Here is a 17058-nt window from a genome sequence, read left to right as displayed (position 1 = left end):
TTTGATTGCCAGTTAGTTTAGCGGCAAATTTGATTGCTGAATCAAAGGCGATCATACATGGAAAAAATTACTACCGATATCTGCATTATAGGCGCGGGACCTGTTGGTTTATTTGCTGTTTTTGAAGCCGGGCTGCTAAAAATGCGCTGCCACCTTATTGATGTGCTGCCACAGGTTGGCGGCCAGCTTTCCGAAATCTATCCGCATAAACCTATTTATGATATTCCCGGTTATCCTGATGTTACCGCACAGCAACTGGTGGATAATTTGATGCTGCAGATAGCCCCGTTTCACCCCACCTTTAGTTTGGGCGAGCGGGTAGAAAACCTGCAACGCAATAATGACGGTTCCTATGACATCATTACTAACGACGGCACAATCGTTCATTGCCAGGTAGTAGTAATTGCCGGCGGCCTTGGCTGTTTTGAACCCCGCAAACCAGAAATTGACCGTCTTACGGATTTTGAGGGAAAAGGCGTAGCCTACATGGTGAAGAACCCCGAACATTTCCGGGATAAAAAAGTGGTGCTTGCAGGTGGCGGCGATTCCGCCCTGGACTGGGCTGTTTTTCTAAGCAATGTAGCCGAGCGGGTTACCCTGGTCCATCGGGGAGATACTTTTCGCGGAGCGCCCGATAGTGCCGAAAAAGTATTTGAGCTGGCCAGGGAAGGCAAGATCGACCTGATCCTTAAATCAAACGTAGTTGCCTTAACCGGCGATGACCGCCTGCAGGAGATCACCCTGCTTGACCGGGACCAGCAGGTAAGCCATATTGAAGCCGATCACCTCATTCCTTTATTTGGCCTTAGCCCTAAGCTTGGCCCGATTGCCGACTGGGGGTTGAATATCGACAGATCGGCCATCGCGGTAAATACAGTTGATTACAGCACCAATATCGAACGCATTTATGCCATTGGCGATATCAATACCTACCCGGGTAAGCTTAAGCTGATACTCTGCGGTTTTCATGAAAGTGCGTTAATGGCCCAAAGTGCTTTCAAATATGTTTACCCCGAGCAAAAACTGAGTTTTAAATACACCACCGTTTACGGTGTAAGCGCATTTTAGCCATGATAAATTTAACCATAATTGACCGCGACGGAGGCAGTAGGGCCGTTGAAATTCCGGAAGGCATAAACCTGAGCCTGATGGAAGTACTGAAGGCATCTGAGTACGATATACTGGCCACCTGCGGTGGTATGGCGCTTTGTGCCACCTGTCACGTACAGGTGATAGAAGGGCCCGAAGAGTATTTTACTGCTACGGATACCGAGCTCGACGTATTGGATACGCTCCCCTACGCTCCGCCTGCAAGTCGGTTGGCTTGCCAGATCAGGATCTCTGAAGATATGGATGGGATGGTATTTAAGCTGGTGGGAGAGGAGTAAGCCGGAAGTCTTAAGTTCTAAGTCTTAAGCCGGATCAAAAAAATTTGCGTGCTTATTCCCTAAAAATTTTATTATTTCATTTTATCAAGCCGTTTTAAAAACTTCTGAGTAAAACATAAAACGGCCCGGACAAGCCGGGCCGTTTACTATATCCTAACAGAAAGATCAATTAATGACCTTGCTCATGTACTTCTTCTTCCCTGAACAGTTTCGCGCTAAAATAGTCGTTGTTCATGCGGGCAATGTTAGTCAATTTAATTTCCTTAGGACACTCGGCTTCGCAGGCACCGGTGTTGGTACAGCTGCCAAAACCTTCTTCGTCCATTTGGGCAACCATTGATTGTACGCGACGGTAGCGCTCAGGTTGGCCTTGTGGTAACAAACCCAACTGGGTGATCTTAGCCGATACGAACAACATAGCCGAGGCATTTTTACAGGCAGCAACGCAGGCTCCGCAACCAATACAGGTAGCCGAGTTGAACGCTTCATCAGCAATAACTTTAGGAATTGGAATAGCGTTACCATCAGGTACACCACCGGTGTTTACCGAAACATACCCACCAGCTTGTTGGATCCTGTCGAAGGCAGAGCGGTCAACCGCTAAATCTTTTATGACCGGGAATGCTTGAGCGCGCCATGGTTCGATAGTGATGGTTTCACCGTCGTGGAAGGTACGCATGTGCAGCTGGCAGGTAGTGATACCGCGTTTTGGTCCGTGCGGGTGACCGTTGATATATAATGAACACATACCGCAAATCCCTTCGCGGCAATCGTGGTCAAAGTTAATTGGCTCATCGCCTTTGTGGGTCAGGCTTTCGTTAACCACGTCGAGCATTTCAAGGAACGACATGTCGGGCGAAATATTTTCAGCTTTATAGCTTACAAATTTACCCGAGGTTTGAGCATTTTTTTGACGCCATACTTTAAGCGTCAGGTTCATATTTCCGTTACTCATCTTTGTTTTAGATTTGAGTTATCGTTGTTTTGTTGATTGAGTGAATAGATGATTGGAGAAATGGGTTTAACTTAATCAACCATTCTCCTAATCAACCAATCACTATGCATAATTACGTTGTGATAAATGAACTGCTTCAAATGTCAGTTGCTCTTTATGTAACTCTTCTGGTTGGTTTTCACCTTTGAATTCCCACGCTGCTACAAACGCGAAGTTTTCGTCATCGCGAAGTGCTTCACCATCTGCAGTTTGCGATTCAACCCTGAAGTGGCCACCGCATGATTCTTTACGCATTAAAGCGTCGTCAATCATCAGCTCGCCAAGTTCAATGAAATCGGCCACGCGACCAGCTCTTTCTAACGAAGCGTTTACTTCTTCGTTTTCGCCGGTTACGATAGCATTTTTCCAGAAATCTGCTTTCAAAGCCTGGATCAGGCCTTTGGCTTTTTTCAGGCCTTCCTCGGTACGGGCCATACCGCAGTACTCCCACATAATGTGGCCAAGTTCGCGGTGGTATTCGTTAGTGGTTTTAGTGCCTTTTAACGACAATAGTTTGTTTACGTGGGCAATTACATCCTGCCTGGTTTTTTCAAACGCCGGGTGGTTAGTATCAACCTTTTTAGGACCAATCTTAGCCAGGTAATCGCCAAGGGTATAAGGGATCACGAAATATCCATCTGATAAACCCTGCATCAATGCAGATGCACCCAAACGGTTTGCGCCGTGATCGGAGAAATTACATTCGCCTAAAGCATATAAACCAGGGATGGTAGTACTCAGGTTATAATCAACCCAAAGGCCGCCCATGGTATAGTGAACCGCAGGGTAAATACGCATTGGTTGTTTATATGGGTTCTCGTCGGTGATCTGGATGTACATATCAAACAGGTTACCGTATTTGGCTTTAACAGTTTCTTCGCCTAAACGTTTAATAGCATCGGCAAAGTCAAGGAATACCGCGAAGCCAGAACCTCCTACACCTCTGCCTTCTTCAACCATTTCCTTGGCGTTACGTGAAGCCACGTCGCGCGGAACAAGGTTACCGAAAGCAGGATATTTACGCTCTAAGAAGTAATCACGATCATCCTCTTTAACCTGATCGGCCTTTAAAGTGCCTTTGCGCAGCTGCTCGGCAATTTCAACAGTTTTAGGAGCCCATACCCTACCGTCGTTACGCAGCGACTCAGACATCAATGTTAACTTAGACTGGTGATCGCCGGTTACAGGGATACAGGTTGGGTGAATTTGAGTATAGCAAGGGTTACCGAAGAAAGCACCACGTTTGTGTGCCCTCCAGGCTGCCGTTACGTTTGAACCTATGGCGTTTGTTGACAGGTAGAATACGTTGCTGTAACCACCGGTACATAATAATACCGCGTGGCCTGCATGCGTATCGATAGCACCGGTTAGCATATTACGGGTAACAATACCTTTGGCATGACCATCGATAGTTACTACATCTAACATTTCGTGGCGGGTATACATTTTTACTTTACCGGCATGGATCTGGCGGTTAAGCGCAGAGTAAGCGCCTAATAATAATTGTTGTCCTGTTTGTCCCCTCGCGTAAAATGTACGCGATACCTGCGAACCACCGAATGAACGGTTGTCTAACAAGCCGCCGTATTCGCGGGCAAAAGGTACACCTTGTGCAACGCACTGGTCAATGATGTTTACCGAAACCTCGGCCAAACGGTGAACGTTGGCTTCGCGGGCGCGGTAATCACCACCTTTAATGGTATCGTAAAATAAACGGAAAACGCTGTCACCGTCATTCTGATAATTTTTAGCGGCATTGATACCACCCTGTGCTGCAATAGAGTGCGCACGGCGTGGGCTGTCCTGGAAACAAAATGCCTTAACGTTGTAACCCAGCTCGCCTAAAGTGGCAGCTGCCGAAGCGCCTGCCAAACCGGTACCTACAATGATGATATCGTATTTACGCTTGTTGGCGGGGTTAACCAGCTTCAGATCAAATTTATGCTTGCTCCATTTTTCGGCTAATGGGCCTTGAGGAATTTTAGCATCTAATGTCATCTCTTCTTTGTATTTATGTTTGTGGCTTTTGGCCAGCTAAACTTAGTGAGCTCCCTGGGTTGATAAATAGTAATAATAAACCGGCATGGCGGCAAAAAGCAGCGGAATGATAACTGCAAACAGCCATGTACCAATAAAGTAAACTACCGGTGTATATTTACGGTGTACCCAGCCCAGCGTACGGAACGCGCTCTGGAAACCATGTAACAAGTGAAATGCTACAGCACCCATGGCTATTACGTAAAATATAACGTAGATAATGTTGCTGAAACTGTAAGCAACACGCGCGTGCAGGTCTTTTACCCTTACAACTTCCACATTGTTTTCTGTTGATACCGAGTGGCTGAATTCGGCATTGGCCGGGGTGTAATCGCTAACCTTTGTTTCGCCTGTTGCCAAATCGGTACGGTACTCTTTAAAGCCCATGGTTTTGTCGTTATGGTAACGGAACCAGAAATCGCCCATGTGGATAACGATGAACAGGAACAGGACTGAACCCAGCAGGCCCATGTTTTTTGATGACCATGAGGCATCAGATTTTGCCGCTACCGCATAGCGTACAGGGCGGGCTTTACGGTTCTTGACAGTCAGGATCAAACCGTATAGTGCATGCACTAAAATGGAAAGGTACAACAAGTATGCTATAACTTCAATAGGCGGAAAATGCGTAAGGAAGTTGGCATACACGTTAAAACTGAAACCGTTATCGTTGTTAAACAACAACAGGTTGCCGCCTACGTGCACAATTAAAAAGGTACACAGAAACAAGCCTGTTAAAGCCATGATCAGCTTTTTGCCCAGCGACGAGTTTAAGGTTTGTTTGAATTCGCTCATTATGAATTGGATTTATTAGGCAAAAGTATTTATTAAATAACAAAACATAGAAGAGGTTTTGGCTTATTGGAGACCAAAAAGCTATTTAGAATCAATCTAAAATAATGCCCTGGTATTCAACATCCAAATACAATACGATGACAGGGAAATTGATGAATTCAGTACATTTTGGAGATGAAAATCAGGCTATAGCCACAACTTTATCTTTCAAAACGGCAAAGATCCTGTCGTTTTGAAGGCTCCGGATAGCTACCCGCCCGGTAAATTTTCCGAAGGATGGTAAAATTCCCTGTTTATTGCCGAAGGCAAAGCAGGGCAATGTAATACTTTGACGTGCCCGGCCGCTTAAGTTTACCCCTGGATGGATATGCCCACAAAAAACGTAACCCGCTTTTTCGTCCCCGTCATTGGCAAGCGGGTGGTGCATCATGAGGAAAGGGCCGATCAACAGTTCGTCATGCAGCTCGATATTCAGGTTATGATAATGCTTATCTGCAATGATATCATGGTTGCCGCGGACCAGGATGATCTTTAACGCGGGGAACTGGCTGCGCCAAAGGATAAACCAATCCCAATCGTTATTTATATCGCTGTGGAACAGATCGCCCAAAAAAATTAACTTTTCCGGCTTGTGTTCATAAATAAGATCAGAAAGTACGGCCAGGTCGCTTTGCTCCATATCCCGCGGTATAGCTATACCCGCTTTACGGAAATGGCCCACTTTGCCCAAATGCACATCGGCAATTATCAGGGCGCTTTGCTGCTGCCAGTAAATAGCTTTTTGTGGTAATAATAAAAGATCCTGACCCAGCAGGTTAAAAGGAGTAGCCGCACTTATCATTAAAGCAAAGTTAATAAATGCCATCCGCCCTCCTAAAAGGGAGTAATAATTTTTTTCAATCAGGGTGTAACCTGTTTAAAAAACATGTGGTCATAGCTTACAAATACACCGCAGTGGCGTGTTTACAGAGAGAAAAAACAGTATTAACTTAATTAAAAAAACAAATATTATGGGACCTGGACAATTGGGCGTATTAGCCGGAATAATAATACCCCTCAGCTTATTCGCGATGATCTTCGGCATCGTTTACTTAAACAAACGGGAGAAATTAGCAATGATAGAACGAAACATGGATCCAAGGAGTTATAAGCCACAATCGGCTCCTTATCAAAATTTAAAATGGGGTTTGCTGCTCATTGGTTCTGGTATCGGCTTGTTTTTAGCCTATGTTTTAAACCGGGGCATATTCAATAGCTTTGACGATGATGTTTTCTTTTTATATGTATCACTGATCGCTATTTTTGGAGGGGCGGGCTTGTTTTTATCATACCGCATCGAGAAAAGAGAAGTGCTGGATAAAGAAGAATTGTACAAAGAGAAATAAAAAAATAGCTACGGCTTCTCTTTTACTCTCGCAAATTGCGGAGCTCAGGCTTACGAAGTTTAAAAAGAACTTCGTAAGTCTTTATCTTTAACGATCTTGCCGTCTCCTCACTAAGAATAAAAATTCTCCCCACTGGTTACGACACGTTATATAATGTAATACCTTACCCTATCCCGTACCGCTCTTTAAATAAATTTAAATGATGGCGCTCATGGCCGGCCAGCATAAATACAAATGCCGCAACAGTAAACAAATGGTTGCTGGCAATACCGTTACGATTTAGCTGCTCATCGCTGAATGCTTTAATCATATAAAGGTTTGCCTGGCGCAATGCACGGAACTCTTCGGCGAGGTCTTGTATATTTTGGCTGTTAAAATCGGCATTATTAACATAAACATCCTGGTCAAAGCCTGGCAGCTCGATATGATTGCGCGAAAATACGAGGGCACGATAGGCAAAGGTACGTTCGGTATCAATCATATGGCCCAATGCCTGCTTAACTGTCCATTTGCCGGGTGCATAAGCATACAATCCCTGCTCATCGGTTAAACCTCTGAATAGCTGGTAACTGGTATCCATTTGCTGTTCAAGCATGTTAATTACATCATTGTCGCCAACAAGGCCCACATATCCCGCTGCAAATGGTGAATAATCACCTGGTTCTGGTTTTGTTATCATTGCGCGTGTTTTTTAGTACTATCCTGAAAGTTGTTCCTTTACCTATTTCCGAATCTTTTACAAAAACCTGCCCGTTATGGTAGTTCTCCATGATCCGTTTGGTGAGCGACAAACCCAGCCCCCAGCCGCGTTTACGAGTGGTATAGCCAGGCTGAAAAACAGTGTCAAACTTAGAGCGCGGAATGCCTTTGCCGGTATCTGTAATATCAATAAAAATCTGGTTCTTAACCTTGTTGCCACTAATCTCAACCTTAATGTTACCCTTGCCCTCAATGGCGTTAACAGCATTTTTTAACAAATTTTCCAGTACCCAGTCAAACAGCGGAATATTGAGCCCGGCCTTGAGGTGCGGATTACCCGTCATTTCAAAGCTGATGTTTTTGCTGACACGAACTTTGAAGTAATCAACAAAATCTTTCACTACAGCATAAACCCCGTGCTCCTCCAGTACCGGTTTGGATCCGATCTTCGAAAAACGGTCGGCCACAATTTCAAGGCGCTTTACGTCGTTTTCCATTTCCGCCATCAGAACATCGTCTTCGGCATGGAATTTTTCCTTCATTAGCTCAATCCAGGCCATGAGCGATGATATAGGCGTACCCAACTGGTGTGCTGTTTCTTTGGCCAGGCCCACCCAAACCTGGTCCTGTTCCGATTTACGTGAGGAACTGAAGGCGGTATAAGCCATCAATAGAAATATAGCAATTACTGTAAGCTGTACGTAGGGAAACAGCCGGAGCTGCGTAAGTAAAGGAGAATCTTTATAGTAAACATAATTGTCGTCGCCCAAAACTTTGTACTTTATGGGGGCGTGCTGGCCTTTCATGTATTGCAGCTCATTCTCAAAATATGTTGGGTCGTATTTTTTTCCTTTTTTATTCTCGGCTTCGAGCTTGTTGTAGGTTTTGGTGGTGTCTAATCCGCGCCATAGAATAATTTCGCCTTTTTCGTCGGTGATAATTGCGGGGACGGTTAAACTGTCACGAACAGAAATTACATAACTAAAAAAATCGTCATCGTCTGAGTTTAGTAACTGCCTCATAGTCATGGCCCAAACCTGGGCACGGGTACGCTCAGAACGGGCAATGTTTTTTACCAGGTAGCTGGTGTAAAATAACGAACCGCTGGCAATTACCACTGCAAAGGCAAGGAGCAAATATTTCCAACGTTTTTTCTGTTGATATGGGTTCATGCTGGGCACAGCCCAAATAACGTAAAATTGCTTTGTAAAATATAATTTTTGTTAGTAGTTCATAGTTGATGGATCATTGTTCATAGCAGCGCCATTTCTTTTATAATGCCATGAACCATGATCTATGAACTATAAGCTTTGCGCTTAATAACATATCTTTGCCCCCATCATGACCGATAAAAAAGTAAGAGTCCGTTTTGCGCCAAGCCCTACAGGTGGTTTACACCTCGGCGGCGTGCGCACCGTGTTATTCAATTATTTATACGCCAAAAAACATGGCGGTGATTTTGTTTTGCGAATTGAGGATACCGACCAAACCCGCTATGTGGAAGGTGCCGAAGAATATATTTTAGATTGCCTTAAATGGTGCGGCCTTCAGCCCGACGAAAGCCCGGTTGCCGGCGGCCCTTACGCGCCATATCGCCAAAGCGAGCGTAAACCACTTTACCGCGAATATGCCGAACGCCTGGTTATGGAAGGGCATGCTTATTATGCCTTTGATACCGCCGAAGAGCTGGACAAAAACCGGAAGGAGATCCCCAATTTTCAGTACGGCCTGGCCTATCGCCATACCCTAAGAAACTCGCTTTCATTGCCTCAGCACGAGGTTGATGCCTTGCTTGATGCAGGTACGCCGCATGTGATCCGCATTAAAATGCCGGAGGGTGAAACAGTGAGTTTCAATGATATGATTCGCGGATATGTGAGCTTTGAAACCGGCCTGGTTGATGATAAAGTGTTATTAAAAGCCGATGGCATGCCTACTTATCACCTGGCCGTTGTGGTTGACGATTATCTGATGAAGATCACGCATGCTTTTCGTGGCGAAGAATGGCTGCCGTCGGCCCCGGTACATTTGCTGCTTTGGGAATACCTGGGCTGGAAGGCCGATATGCCACAATGGGCGCATTTACCGTTAATCCTGAAACCGGATGGTCACGGTAAACTGAGCAAACGTGATGGAGCCCGACTGGGTTTCCCGGTGTATGCCATGAACTGGTTTGATGCAAAAACAGGCGAGTTGACGCCGGGTTTCCGTGAATTAGGTTTTTTACCGGAAGCTTTCCTGAACCTGCTGGCAACTTTGGGCTGGAACGACGGTACCGAGCAGGAGATTTTTACGCTTGATGAGTTGATAGAAAAATTCTCGATAGAACGCGTTAATAAATCGGGCGCCAAGTTTGACTTTGAGAAAGCCAAATGGTTCAATGCCGAGTGGATTAAGAAGTCTGGGGTCGAAAGCCTGAAACCGGAGGTAATAAAGGTATTTGCTGATAAGGGTGTTACGGTTAATGACGATGAGTATCTGGCTAAAGTTATTGGCTTAATCAAAGATCGTTGCGTGCTATTGCCTGATTTTTACCAGCAGGCGGGCTTCTTTTTTGAGCAGCCTAAGGAGTATGACCTTAACGCGGTAAAACCAAAATGGACCGATGCCAAAACAGAGTTTTATCACGCGTTCATTGCTTTGCTAACTAACGAAGCAACTATTGAAGCGCATGACCTGGAAGCTAAATTCAAAGCCCTTGCCGAAGAAAAAGGTTTAAAAGTTGGGGATGTAATGCTGCCTTTCCGCATTATGCTGGTTGGCGGTAAGTTTGGTCCACATGTATTTGATATTGTCGCCCTGCTTGGTAAAAAAGAAACCATCAGCAGGATTGAAAAGGCGCTTGTAGAGTTTGCTGCGGAATAAAACTAATCAAAATAGAACGTCATTGCGAGGAACGAAGCAATCCCAAACTGTACAGGGTGGCCCTGCTAATCGGGATTGCTTCGTTTATCATAACATGTAAAAAAGACTGTCATGCTGAGTGTTTAAATCCGTGGCCTCTGAAGGTGAAATGACATCTGCGTCACGTCATTGCTGTAAGGAATGAAGCAATCCCCGACAGGCTGGTGACGGGCTTCATTAGTATTTGACTTACATCGTCGCGCTTTTGGCCGCGCGGGGCCAGTTACTTTTGTCGCCACAAAAGTAACCAAAAAGGCTTGCAGCAGAAAGGCTTCTTTGCGCACAACCTGGCCCCATAGCCATCGGCACGGCCTTCACCCTGCAAAACGAACAGAACCACGGGCTGCAATTATTTTGCCCCCGATTCGCACGCAATGCCTCCGCTTCTGCAAAAACTTGCTATGCCCCTGCAGCCGCACCGCCCAGCATCATTCTGCTCGTTTTCACCCGAAGCTGATCTGCTGCGAAAAACCACATTTTTTATCTTGTCATGGGTAGCTTGTCGAAGCATCGTGCGTAGGGCCTCTGCACGCGACCCTTCGACAGGCTCATCAGGGTGATGGCCCTCTTTATCGTTTGCTTCAACTGCCGTTGTGTCTTACACCGCCAACTTCACCAGCTTCTCCCCGTCCAAAACAGGAATGGCGGTAGTTAAATCAACCTGTAAACAAAACTCAATATCTTTTTCGATGCCTAATTTTTTCAGACGTTCGCCGTGTGAAGTTTTCTTGAGATACCCGTTGATGTCGTTTTTACCAACCTGGAAAAGATCATTAGCGGCTAAGGCTGCATCGTCCAGTAAAAATCCTTTATCTTTTAACTGCTCAATTACGGCGCCAGCAAACAGGGTATCCTCCAAATTGAAATTGTTTTTCCAGCCGGCACACACCAGCAGCACATTTTCGTTTTGGGTATTAAGCCAGTTGCTTAAAGCGGAAAGGTTCAGGAACGAACCAATAACAATTTTTTTTGCACTTCGTGATAAATGGAGCGCATGTGTGCCGTTGGTAGTGGTTAACACTACTGTTTTACCGGCCACCTTTTCTTTAGTGTATGAAAATGGCGAGTTGCCAAAATCAAAACCATCAACTACCGATCCGTCGCGCTCGGCGGCAAGAAGGTAATCCAGCCCTTTCTCTCTATACGCGGCACACTCCTCAACTTGTGATACCGGTATAATAGCCTCAGCACCGTTTTCAATACCATAACATATAGATGATGTTGCCCTGAAAATATCAATAACCACTACAATATATTCTTCCACATTAAAAAGCGGCAGTAATGCAGGGGTTAGGCAAACGTGTGCCCCCCAGCCCCCTGAAGGGGGAGTTTGGGTAGTTGTATTTTCAGACATCTTTTAATTTTAATTAATGAATTATAACAAAAGAGATAAAAAGCCGGGACTGCGCGATTCCCCTCTTGAGAGGGGTGGAGGGGTGTGTTAATATGCGCCAATAAACGATGTATAACACACCCCTGCAACCGCTCTTTCCTCCGCGCCCCCTCTCGAGAGGGGAGTTTGAAGGTTCCTCCCTTCAGCGGTTAGGGGGCCTTATTTATAAAACGGCGGTTTTACAATCTGTGCCTTAATTTTATTGTCCCTGATGCTGATATAGATTTCGGTGCCTTCTTTGGCAAAAGCTGTATCCACATAACCCATACCAATAGCTTTTTGCAAGGATGGCGATTGCGTACCTGAAGTTACTTTACCTATGGTATTGCCATCAGCGTCAACTATAACATAATCATGGCGGGGGATGCCGCGGTCTATCATTTCAAAACCTACCAGTTTGCGGTTTACACCAGCTTGTTTTTGTGCCTGTAGTGCTTCAGCATTAGTGAATTCTTTATTGAATTTTGTTACCCAGCCTAAGCCGGCTTCAAGCGGTGAGGTGTTATCATCAATGTCGTTACCATATAGGCAGAAACCCATTTCCAAACGTAAGGTATCACGTGCGCCTAAGCCAATTGGCTTAATACCAAAAGGCTCGCCGGCTTTGAAAATTGCATCCCAGATCTGCTCTGCATATTGGTTTTCAAAATAGATCTCGAAGCCGCCTGCACCGGTATAGCCTGTAGCTGATATCAATACATTGTCAACACCTGCAAAGGTTCCTTTTTTAAAGGTGTAGTATTCCATCGATACCAGATCTACCTCGGTAAGGCTTTGTAAAGCTTCGGCAGCTTTGGGCCCCTGGATAGCCAGCAATGAAGTCCGGTCGGATATGTTTTTCATATCTACGCCCTTGGTATTGTATTTGGAGATCCAGTCCCAGTCTTTTTCAATATTTGAAGCGTTAACCACCAGCATATAGGTTTTTTCGTCGATCCGGTAAACCAGCAGGTCGTCAACAATACCGCCGTTTTCATTCGGCAGGCATGAGTACTGCACTTTGCCATCGTATAGTTTTGAGGCATCGTTACTGGTAACCCGCTGAATCAGATCAAGCGCGTTCTCTCCTTTTAAAATGAATTCGCCCATGTGGCTTACGTCAAAAACACCAACAGCCTTACGCACGGTTTCGTGTTCGGCGTTAATGCCTGTGTATTGAACGGGCATGTTGTAACCGGCAAATGGAACCATTTTGGCACCGGCTTTTACGTGGATATCGGTTAATGCGGTATTCTTCATCGTCAACTTAAATATTGGCCGCAAAGGTAACTATTATGAAGCGTAATCGGTACGGTTGATTGGTTTTGATTTTGTTGATTGCTTTATGATCTTCTTATAGCCGCTGCGAGTTTAAGTAAGTTGAACCCCTCTGGGGTTCGGATAAGGGGTGGGTCATTGTTTTCTACAAACCTTTCCCCCTCTGGGGATTTGTATATTTTATTAAACAACATTATTGAGATGTTTTTAAAGGCAAGTGCACCAGAGGTGCAAAAGGTTTGTAGCATGAAAAGTTATAAAAATATCCATTGCCCCAGCGGGGCAAAACAACACACCTTGCTGATTAAACGACAACAGTTTTGTGAGGTAACTTAGGCTGCGATAGGCCCTGATGGGACGTTAAACAAAAAAACCGGTTAACGTTGCGTTAACCGGCTTGAGCTATAAGTTAGCTACTTTATACTTTTTTAATCGTTTCCATCAACACCGGGATCTTAGGTACTTTGGGATAAGTTTGAAATAATTTACCATACTTATCATAAATAGCGATATATGGAGTTGTTTGCACATTATAAAATTTTTGTACCAGGTAGGTGTAGCCTTCGGTGCCGATGGTAATGTTATGGTATTTGGCCAGGTCAAAATCGCGTTGGAAAGTTTGGATGCCTTTAAGCATCGGCATAAAAGTGATCATCACTATCTGCACATTTTTTAATTTGGGTAGCTCGGGTTTCAGATCATACATCAGGTGCTGGCAATGGCTGCAATCGGGCGAAAAATAGATCACCATTACCGGTTTGTTTTTTTTCAGGTTGGCAGGAGTAACGTAAACACTGTCTGTAGTGAGGATGTGATATGGCGGTAAGCCCGAGTTAGCAGGTGGCGTTTGTGCCTGGCTGCACCCGGTGGCAATAATCAGACAAAGCAGTAAATACAGTTTCTTCATTATTTTAATTAGCATTTAATAAGCATAGTTACAACATTTTTAGCTTTCAAGCAATTCAATTTGCCATGCAACATGCTCCTCGGTTACCGGGAATAACGCATTTTGGCGCACAGTATGATATACAGCATCAAATATCCCATTATAATTACCTTTGGGTGACTTTATCCATTCCACGGTCTTTTGCCCGTCGGCACCCATAAGTACCAGTTTACCGTCGCTGCCTTCGGGTTCGATGCCAAAACCTTCGTCGGTAGGCATCATGTCGGCATCAAGCTGTGCTTCCTGAACATCGGTACGCATTTTTACAAAGCTGCCTAATGTGCCATGCACCACAAAGCCATAAGTATGCTCGGCAATGAGCAACCCCGAGGTTAGGTATACATTAAGCTGATTAGGATATTTAAGGTGGATATTGAAATAATCATCAACCTGCGAGTTTGGCCTGAATGCAGCGGTAGTTTTTTCATAGCTCAACGGCCTGCCAAAGATACTGATGGCATTATCAACCAAATGCGCGCCCAGATCATAGGTAAGGCCACCGCCCGGAACGCCCGCCGTTTCCTTGAATTGTTTTGCACCGATGCCCATGCGGTACCTGTCCAGCCTGAAATGAACCTCGATCAGCTCCCCTAACCTGCCGCTTTCAATCACCTCCTTTACCGAAAGGAAACCGCTGTCATAACGGCGGTTTTGGTAGATCATCACTTTCAAATCAAGTTTTTTACCCAAATCATACAGCGCTTTCACCTCGCTTGAAGTTACGGCTGCGGGTTTTTCAATCAGTACATGTTTACCTGCATTTAGAGCTTGTACAGCATAATCAAAGTGGGTGTTGTTAGGGGTATTAACAATGATGAGCTCTATTTCCTCGTCATTCAGCAGCTGGTCGATGCTATCATAGCTCATCACATCCGGGTATTTTTTGCCGGCTTTTTTTTCATGGCGCTCAACCACGGCCTTAAAAGTAAAGCCCGGATTGGTAGTTAAAAACGGTGCATGAAAAATCCTGCCCGACATTCCGTAGGCCATGAGGCCGGTTACTATTGGTTTCGACATATTAAAGTAGATTTTGCTGTGTTAAAAGTATCGTTTTAGCTACACCTGTACAAGGGAATTAAACAGAAAAAGGGAGATTGTTACATCTCCCTTTTTCTATCTTGAATTAATCAATAGCTGATTACTTCATGCCTTTTTGAATAGCTTCAATTTCGGCTAAATGGTGCTGGATAACAGGTAATGTTTTAGCTGCAAATGCTTTAAGGTCGGCATCTTTGCAATTTTTTGAAGCATCTTCAAACAGTGATTCAACTTTTTTATGGCCTTTAACCATAGCATCAACATAGTCCTTGTCAAAATCAGCACCTGTTTTGGCTGCCAGGTCGGCTTTCATTTTCTGATGCTCATCATCAGGTGCCGATGGCAGGGTAATGTTTTTGGTTTTGGCTATGGCCATTAGTTCGTCGTTTGCTTTGCTGTGGTCGGTAACCATCATTTTAGCAAAATCTTTTACTTTGGCATTGGTTGCCTTTTCGCTGGCCAATTGGCCAACAGCAACTTCGGCTAAGCCGGCATTGGCCGCTTCGGTTGCAAATTTTGCATCATCGGCGGTAACGGCAATGCCTGTAGCGCCGGTAGTAGTTGTGTCTTTTACTTTGTTGGCACTGTCGGCAGTGTCAGTTGTTGCAGCTGCTGTGCTATCGCCGCTGCCGCTTTTTGCTCCGCCTTTACAGGCCTGGAATGATAATGCCGCCAGGGCCATCATTGCAATTAAACTTAACTTTTTCATAGTAGTGTTTATGTATTTGTTTTTACAGTTAACATTTTTTAGTTAATTAAGTTTGATTTTCTTATTTGTAAATAAAAAACGACAGATAATTGGAGTGCCGTTTATTAATATTTAGTTTTTAATAAATATTTAACATTTGTTTAAAAGCACTTTTATAAGTTGTGGTTTATAATAACGCGACTAAATTATACCTGATATGTTAATAGGATCATTGTTTTTGGGCAAAGTGCATGAGGTTAACGGGCAGTGGATAGAGACCAAATTTGTGGTTATTGGCATTCCGCTGTTCCCAACCAGTTCCATGCTGGTAACCCGGTCGGCCTGGCGAAGCCGTAACGGGTTTAATATTCCGCTTAATCATCAAAGCATCATTGCAGGCTACGCGCGCATGTTTTCGGTGATCATAGCCTTTATTGCTTTCATCTTCTTTTTTAGCGAAAGGGATTCAACCGCTTTGTTAATCGGGGCCATTGGCCTGGCCCTGTGGTTGTATTTTTATTTTGTATTTGGCAGCGCCGATACGGCAGAAGCGGAGGAACGAAAAAAAATGGGCGACCTCACCGGTCTGTACATCAAACCGGAGTGGCTTAGCTATGATGATGCCTACCGGATCTATGATCGCCTCGAAAAAAAATACCGGGCAGAGTTTGACGGTGCCGACTGGCTCAACGATCTGCAGCAAAATGAGATAGCGCCGGCCAAGCTGCCGCTGCTGTATGCATTATCGCGATTCAATTATTCGTTAGGTGCCACCGAATGCAATAAAAAATTGTTTGAAAAGGCGGATAGTTTATACTTGTGATACAGGTTTTTGCGTTTATTTGCTTAAACCTTATTGACCATGAAAAACCTGATCATCGCCTTGTTAATGATAACGGCAAGCACAGCATCCGCACAGCAAAAGTTTAACCCTGTTTTGAAGAGACAGCTTGACAGTGTATTAGCACTTGATCAGAAATATCGCGAGATCTTAACTTATCTGATGGATCCGAGCAAAAAGGATTCGGTTTTGAAAACATTACCGGTTAAACCAGAAGAAGCTACAGGCCATTACTGGATGCTTCAGAGCCAGGCTGATTCAACCAATTTGATTTTTATCGAGAACGTGTTTAACAAGTACGGTTACCCCGGCAAAACGCTTGTTGGCGAACCAACTAATGAAGCTGCGTGGTCGGTAGTGCAGCATTCCCCTAAAATAGATAAGTACCTGCCCGCGATAAAAACGGCTGCCGAAAACAAAGAACTGCCTTTCAGGTTGTACGCCATGATGCTCGACAGGCAGCTGATGTATGAAGGTAAAGAGCAAATCTACGGTTCGCAGGCTACATCTAAGCCATTGTGCAACGGCCAAAAAATTGGTTATTATGTTTGGCCGATAAAAGATGCTGCTACAGTAAATGAGCGCCGTAAACAGGCCGGTTTTGATCAAACAGTTGAACAGAATGCCAAAAGATTGGGCTTTGATTACAAGGTTGTGAAAATTGAGGATGTGAAGTGGTAGAGGCATGATTTA

At 44.7% G+C, this 17058-nt stretch carries 17 protein-coding genes; 6 read left to right on the top strand and 11 right to left on the bottom strand.

From position 1 onward, the window contains the following. Positions 1-57 precede the first annotated feature (57 nt). Together ACP26M_RS24230 and ACP26M_RS24225 are read left to right on the top strand one after the other, a co-directional pair. Entirely contained in the window at positions 58-1068 is a 1011-nt protein-coding gene (locus tag ACP26M_RS24230; RefSeq protein WP_426583968.1) for an NAD(P)/FAD-dependent oxidoreductase, read from the top strand. A 2-nt stretch (positions 1069-1070) separates the two neighbouring features. Next, positions 1071-1388 (top strand): 2Fe-2S iron-sulfur cluster-binding protein, encoded by a 318-nt coding sequence (locus ACP26M_RS24225; RefSeq protein ID WP_091167599.1) that lies wholly within the window; start codon positions 1071-1073, stop codon positions 1386-1388. A 169-nt stretch (positions 1389-1557) separates the two neighbouring features. On the opposite strand, the gene ACP26M_RS24220 is transcribed toward ACP26M_RS24225, so the two are convergent. The 4 genes from ACP26M_RS24220 to pdeM form a co-directional block, all read right to left on the bottom strand. Then, the gene (locus ACP26M_RS24220) at positions 1558-2343 is read right to left on the bottom strand and encodes a succinate dehydrogenase/fumarate reductase iron-sulfur subunit (protein ID WP_426583966.1); all 786 of its coding nucleotides are present in this window, start codon (positions 2341-2343) and stop codon (positions 1558-1560) included. A gap of 102 nt (positions 2344-2445) precedes the next feature. Continuing rightward, a complete protein-coding gene (locus ACP26M_RS24215; protein ID WP_176625388.1) occupies positions 2446-4380 on the bottom strand; it encodes a fumarate reductase/succinate dehydrogenase flavoprotein subunit in 1935 nt (644 codons plus the stop codon). Positions 4381-4422: 42 nt separating this feature from the next. Continuing rightward, positions 4423-5214, bottom strand: a complete 792-nt coding sequence (locus ACP26M_RS24210) for a succinate dehydrogenase cytochrome b subunit (protein WP_090530615.1) — start codon at positions 5212-5214, stop codon at positions 4423-4425. A 181-nt stretch (positions 5215-5395) separates the two neighbouring features. Further along, positions 5396-6079: a ligase-associated DNA damage response endonuclease PdeM gene (gene pdeM, locus ACP26M_RS24205; RefSeq protein ID WP_426583963.1), complete on the bottom strand. Its 684-nt coding sequence runs from the start codon at positions 6077-6079 to the stop codon at positions 5396-5398. A gap of 145 nt (positions 6080-6224) precedes the next feature. Between pdeM and ACP26M_RS24200 the strand changes: the two genes are divergently transcribed. After that, complete coding sequence (locus tag ACP26M_RS24200) at positions 6225-6599, top strand: DUF6249 domain-containing protein (protein ID WP_274986202.1); 375 nt, start codon at positions 6225-6227, stop codon at positions 6597-6599. Positions 6600-6762: 163 nt separating this feature from the next. Here ACP26M_RS24200 and ACP26M_RS24195 read toward each other — a convergent pair whose 3' ends face one another. Together ACP26M_RS24195 and ACP26M_RS24190 are read right to left on the bottom strand one after the other, a co-directional pair. After that, a complete protein-coding gene (locus ACP26M_RS24195; RefSeq protein ID WP_426583961.1) occupies positions 6763-7278 on the bottom strand; it encodes a DinB family protein in 516 nt (171 codons plus the stop codon). Further along, complete coding sequence (locus ACP26M_RS24190) at positions 7253-8470, bottom strand: sensor histidine kinase (protein ID WP_426583959.1); 1218 nt, start codon at positions 8468-8470, stop codon at positions 7253-7255. Before ACP26M_RS24190 ends, ACP26M_RS24195 begins: the two co-directional genes overlap by 26 nt. A gap of 169 nt (positions 8471-8639) precedes the next feature. On the opposite strand from ACP26M_RS24190, the gene gltX reads away from it, so the two are divergent. After that, positions 8640-10163: a glutamate--tRNA ligase gene (gltX, locus tag ACP26M_RS24185; RefSeq protein ID WP_426583957.1), complete on the top strand. Its 1524-nt coding sequence runs from the start codon at positions 8640-8642 to the stop codon at positions 10161-10163. 637 nt (positions 10164-10800) lie between these two features. Here gltX and ACP26M_RS24180 read toward each other — a convergent pair. From ACP26M_RS24180 to ACP26M_RS24160, 5 genes are all read right to left on the bottom strand, one after another. After that, positions 10801-11556 carry a 2-phosphosulfolactate phosphatase gene (locus ACP26M_RS24180; protein ID WP_426583955.1) on the bottom strand — a complete coding sequence of 252 codons (756 nt, stop codon included), beginning with the start codon at positions 11554-11556 and terminating at the stop codon, positions 10801-10803. Between the two features lie 198 nt (positions 11557-11754). Next, complete coding sequence (gcvT, locus tag ACP26M_RS24175) at positions 11755-12834, bottom strand: glycine cleavage system aminomethyltransferase GcvT (RefSeq protein ID WP_426583953.1); 1080 nt, start codon at positions 12832-12834, stop codon at positions 11755-11757. Between the two features lie 436 nt (positions 12835-13270). After that, positions 13271-13759: a TlpA family protein disulfide reductase gene (locus ACP26M_RS24170; RefSeq protein WP_426583951.1), complete on the bottom strand. Its 489-nt coding sequence runs from the start codon at positions 13757-13759 to the stop codon at positions 13271-13273. A 39-nt stretch (positions 13760-13798) separates the two neighbouring features. Further along, positions 13799-14815, bottom strand: a complete 1017-nt coding sequence (locus ACP26M_RS24165; RefSeq protein WP_426583949.1) for a Gfo/Idh/MocA family oxidoreductase — start codon at positions 14813-14815, stop codon at positions 13799-13801. Positions 14816-14936: 121 nt separating this feature from the next. Then, positions 14937-15545: a DUF4142 domain-containing protein gene (locus tag ACP26M_RS24160; protein ID WP_090530637.1), complete on the bottom strand. Its 609-nt coding sequence runs from the start codon at positions 15543-15545 to the stop codon at positions 14937-14939. A 196-nt stretch (positions 15546-15741) separates the two neighbouring features. On the opposite strand from ACP26M_RS24160, the gene ACP26M_RS24155 reads away from it, so the two are divergent. Continuing rightward, the gene (locus ACP26M_RS24155; protein WP_090530639.1) at positions 15742-16347 is read left to right on the top strand and encodes a hypothetical protein; all 606 of its coding nucleotides are present in this window, start codon (positions 15742-15744) and stop codon (positions 16345-16347) included. A 39-nt stretch (positions 16348-16386) separates the two neighbouring features. After that, positions 16387-17046: a DUF6624 domain-containing protein gene (locus tag ACP26M_RS24150; protein ID WP_426583946.1), complete on the top strand. Its 660-nt coding sequence runs from the start codon at positions 16387-16389 to the stop codon at positions 17044-17046. Positions 17047-17058: the final 12 nt, after the last annotated feature.

This window comes from Mucilaginibacter sp. R-33 (assembly GCF_049949235.1).
In the GTDB taxonomy this organism is placed as follows: Bacteria; Bacteroidota; Bacteroidia; order Sphingobacteriales; family Sphingobacteriaceae; genus Mucilaginibacter.
Note: the sequence above shows the minus strand (reverse complement) of the source record. Positions and strands in the feature narration are given on the sequence as shown.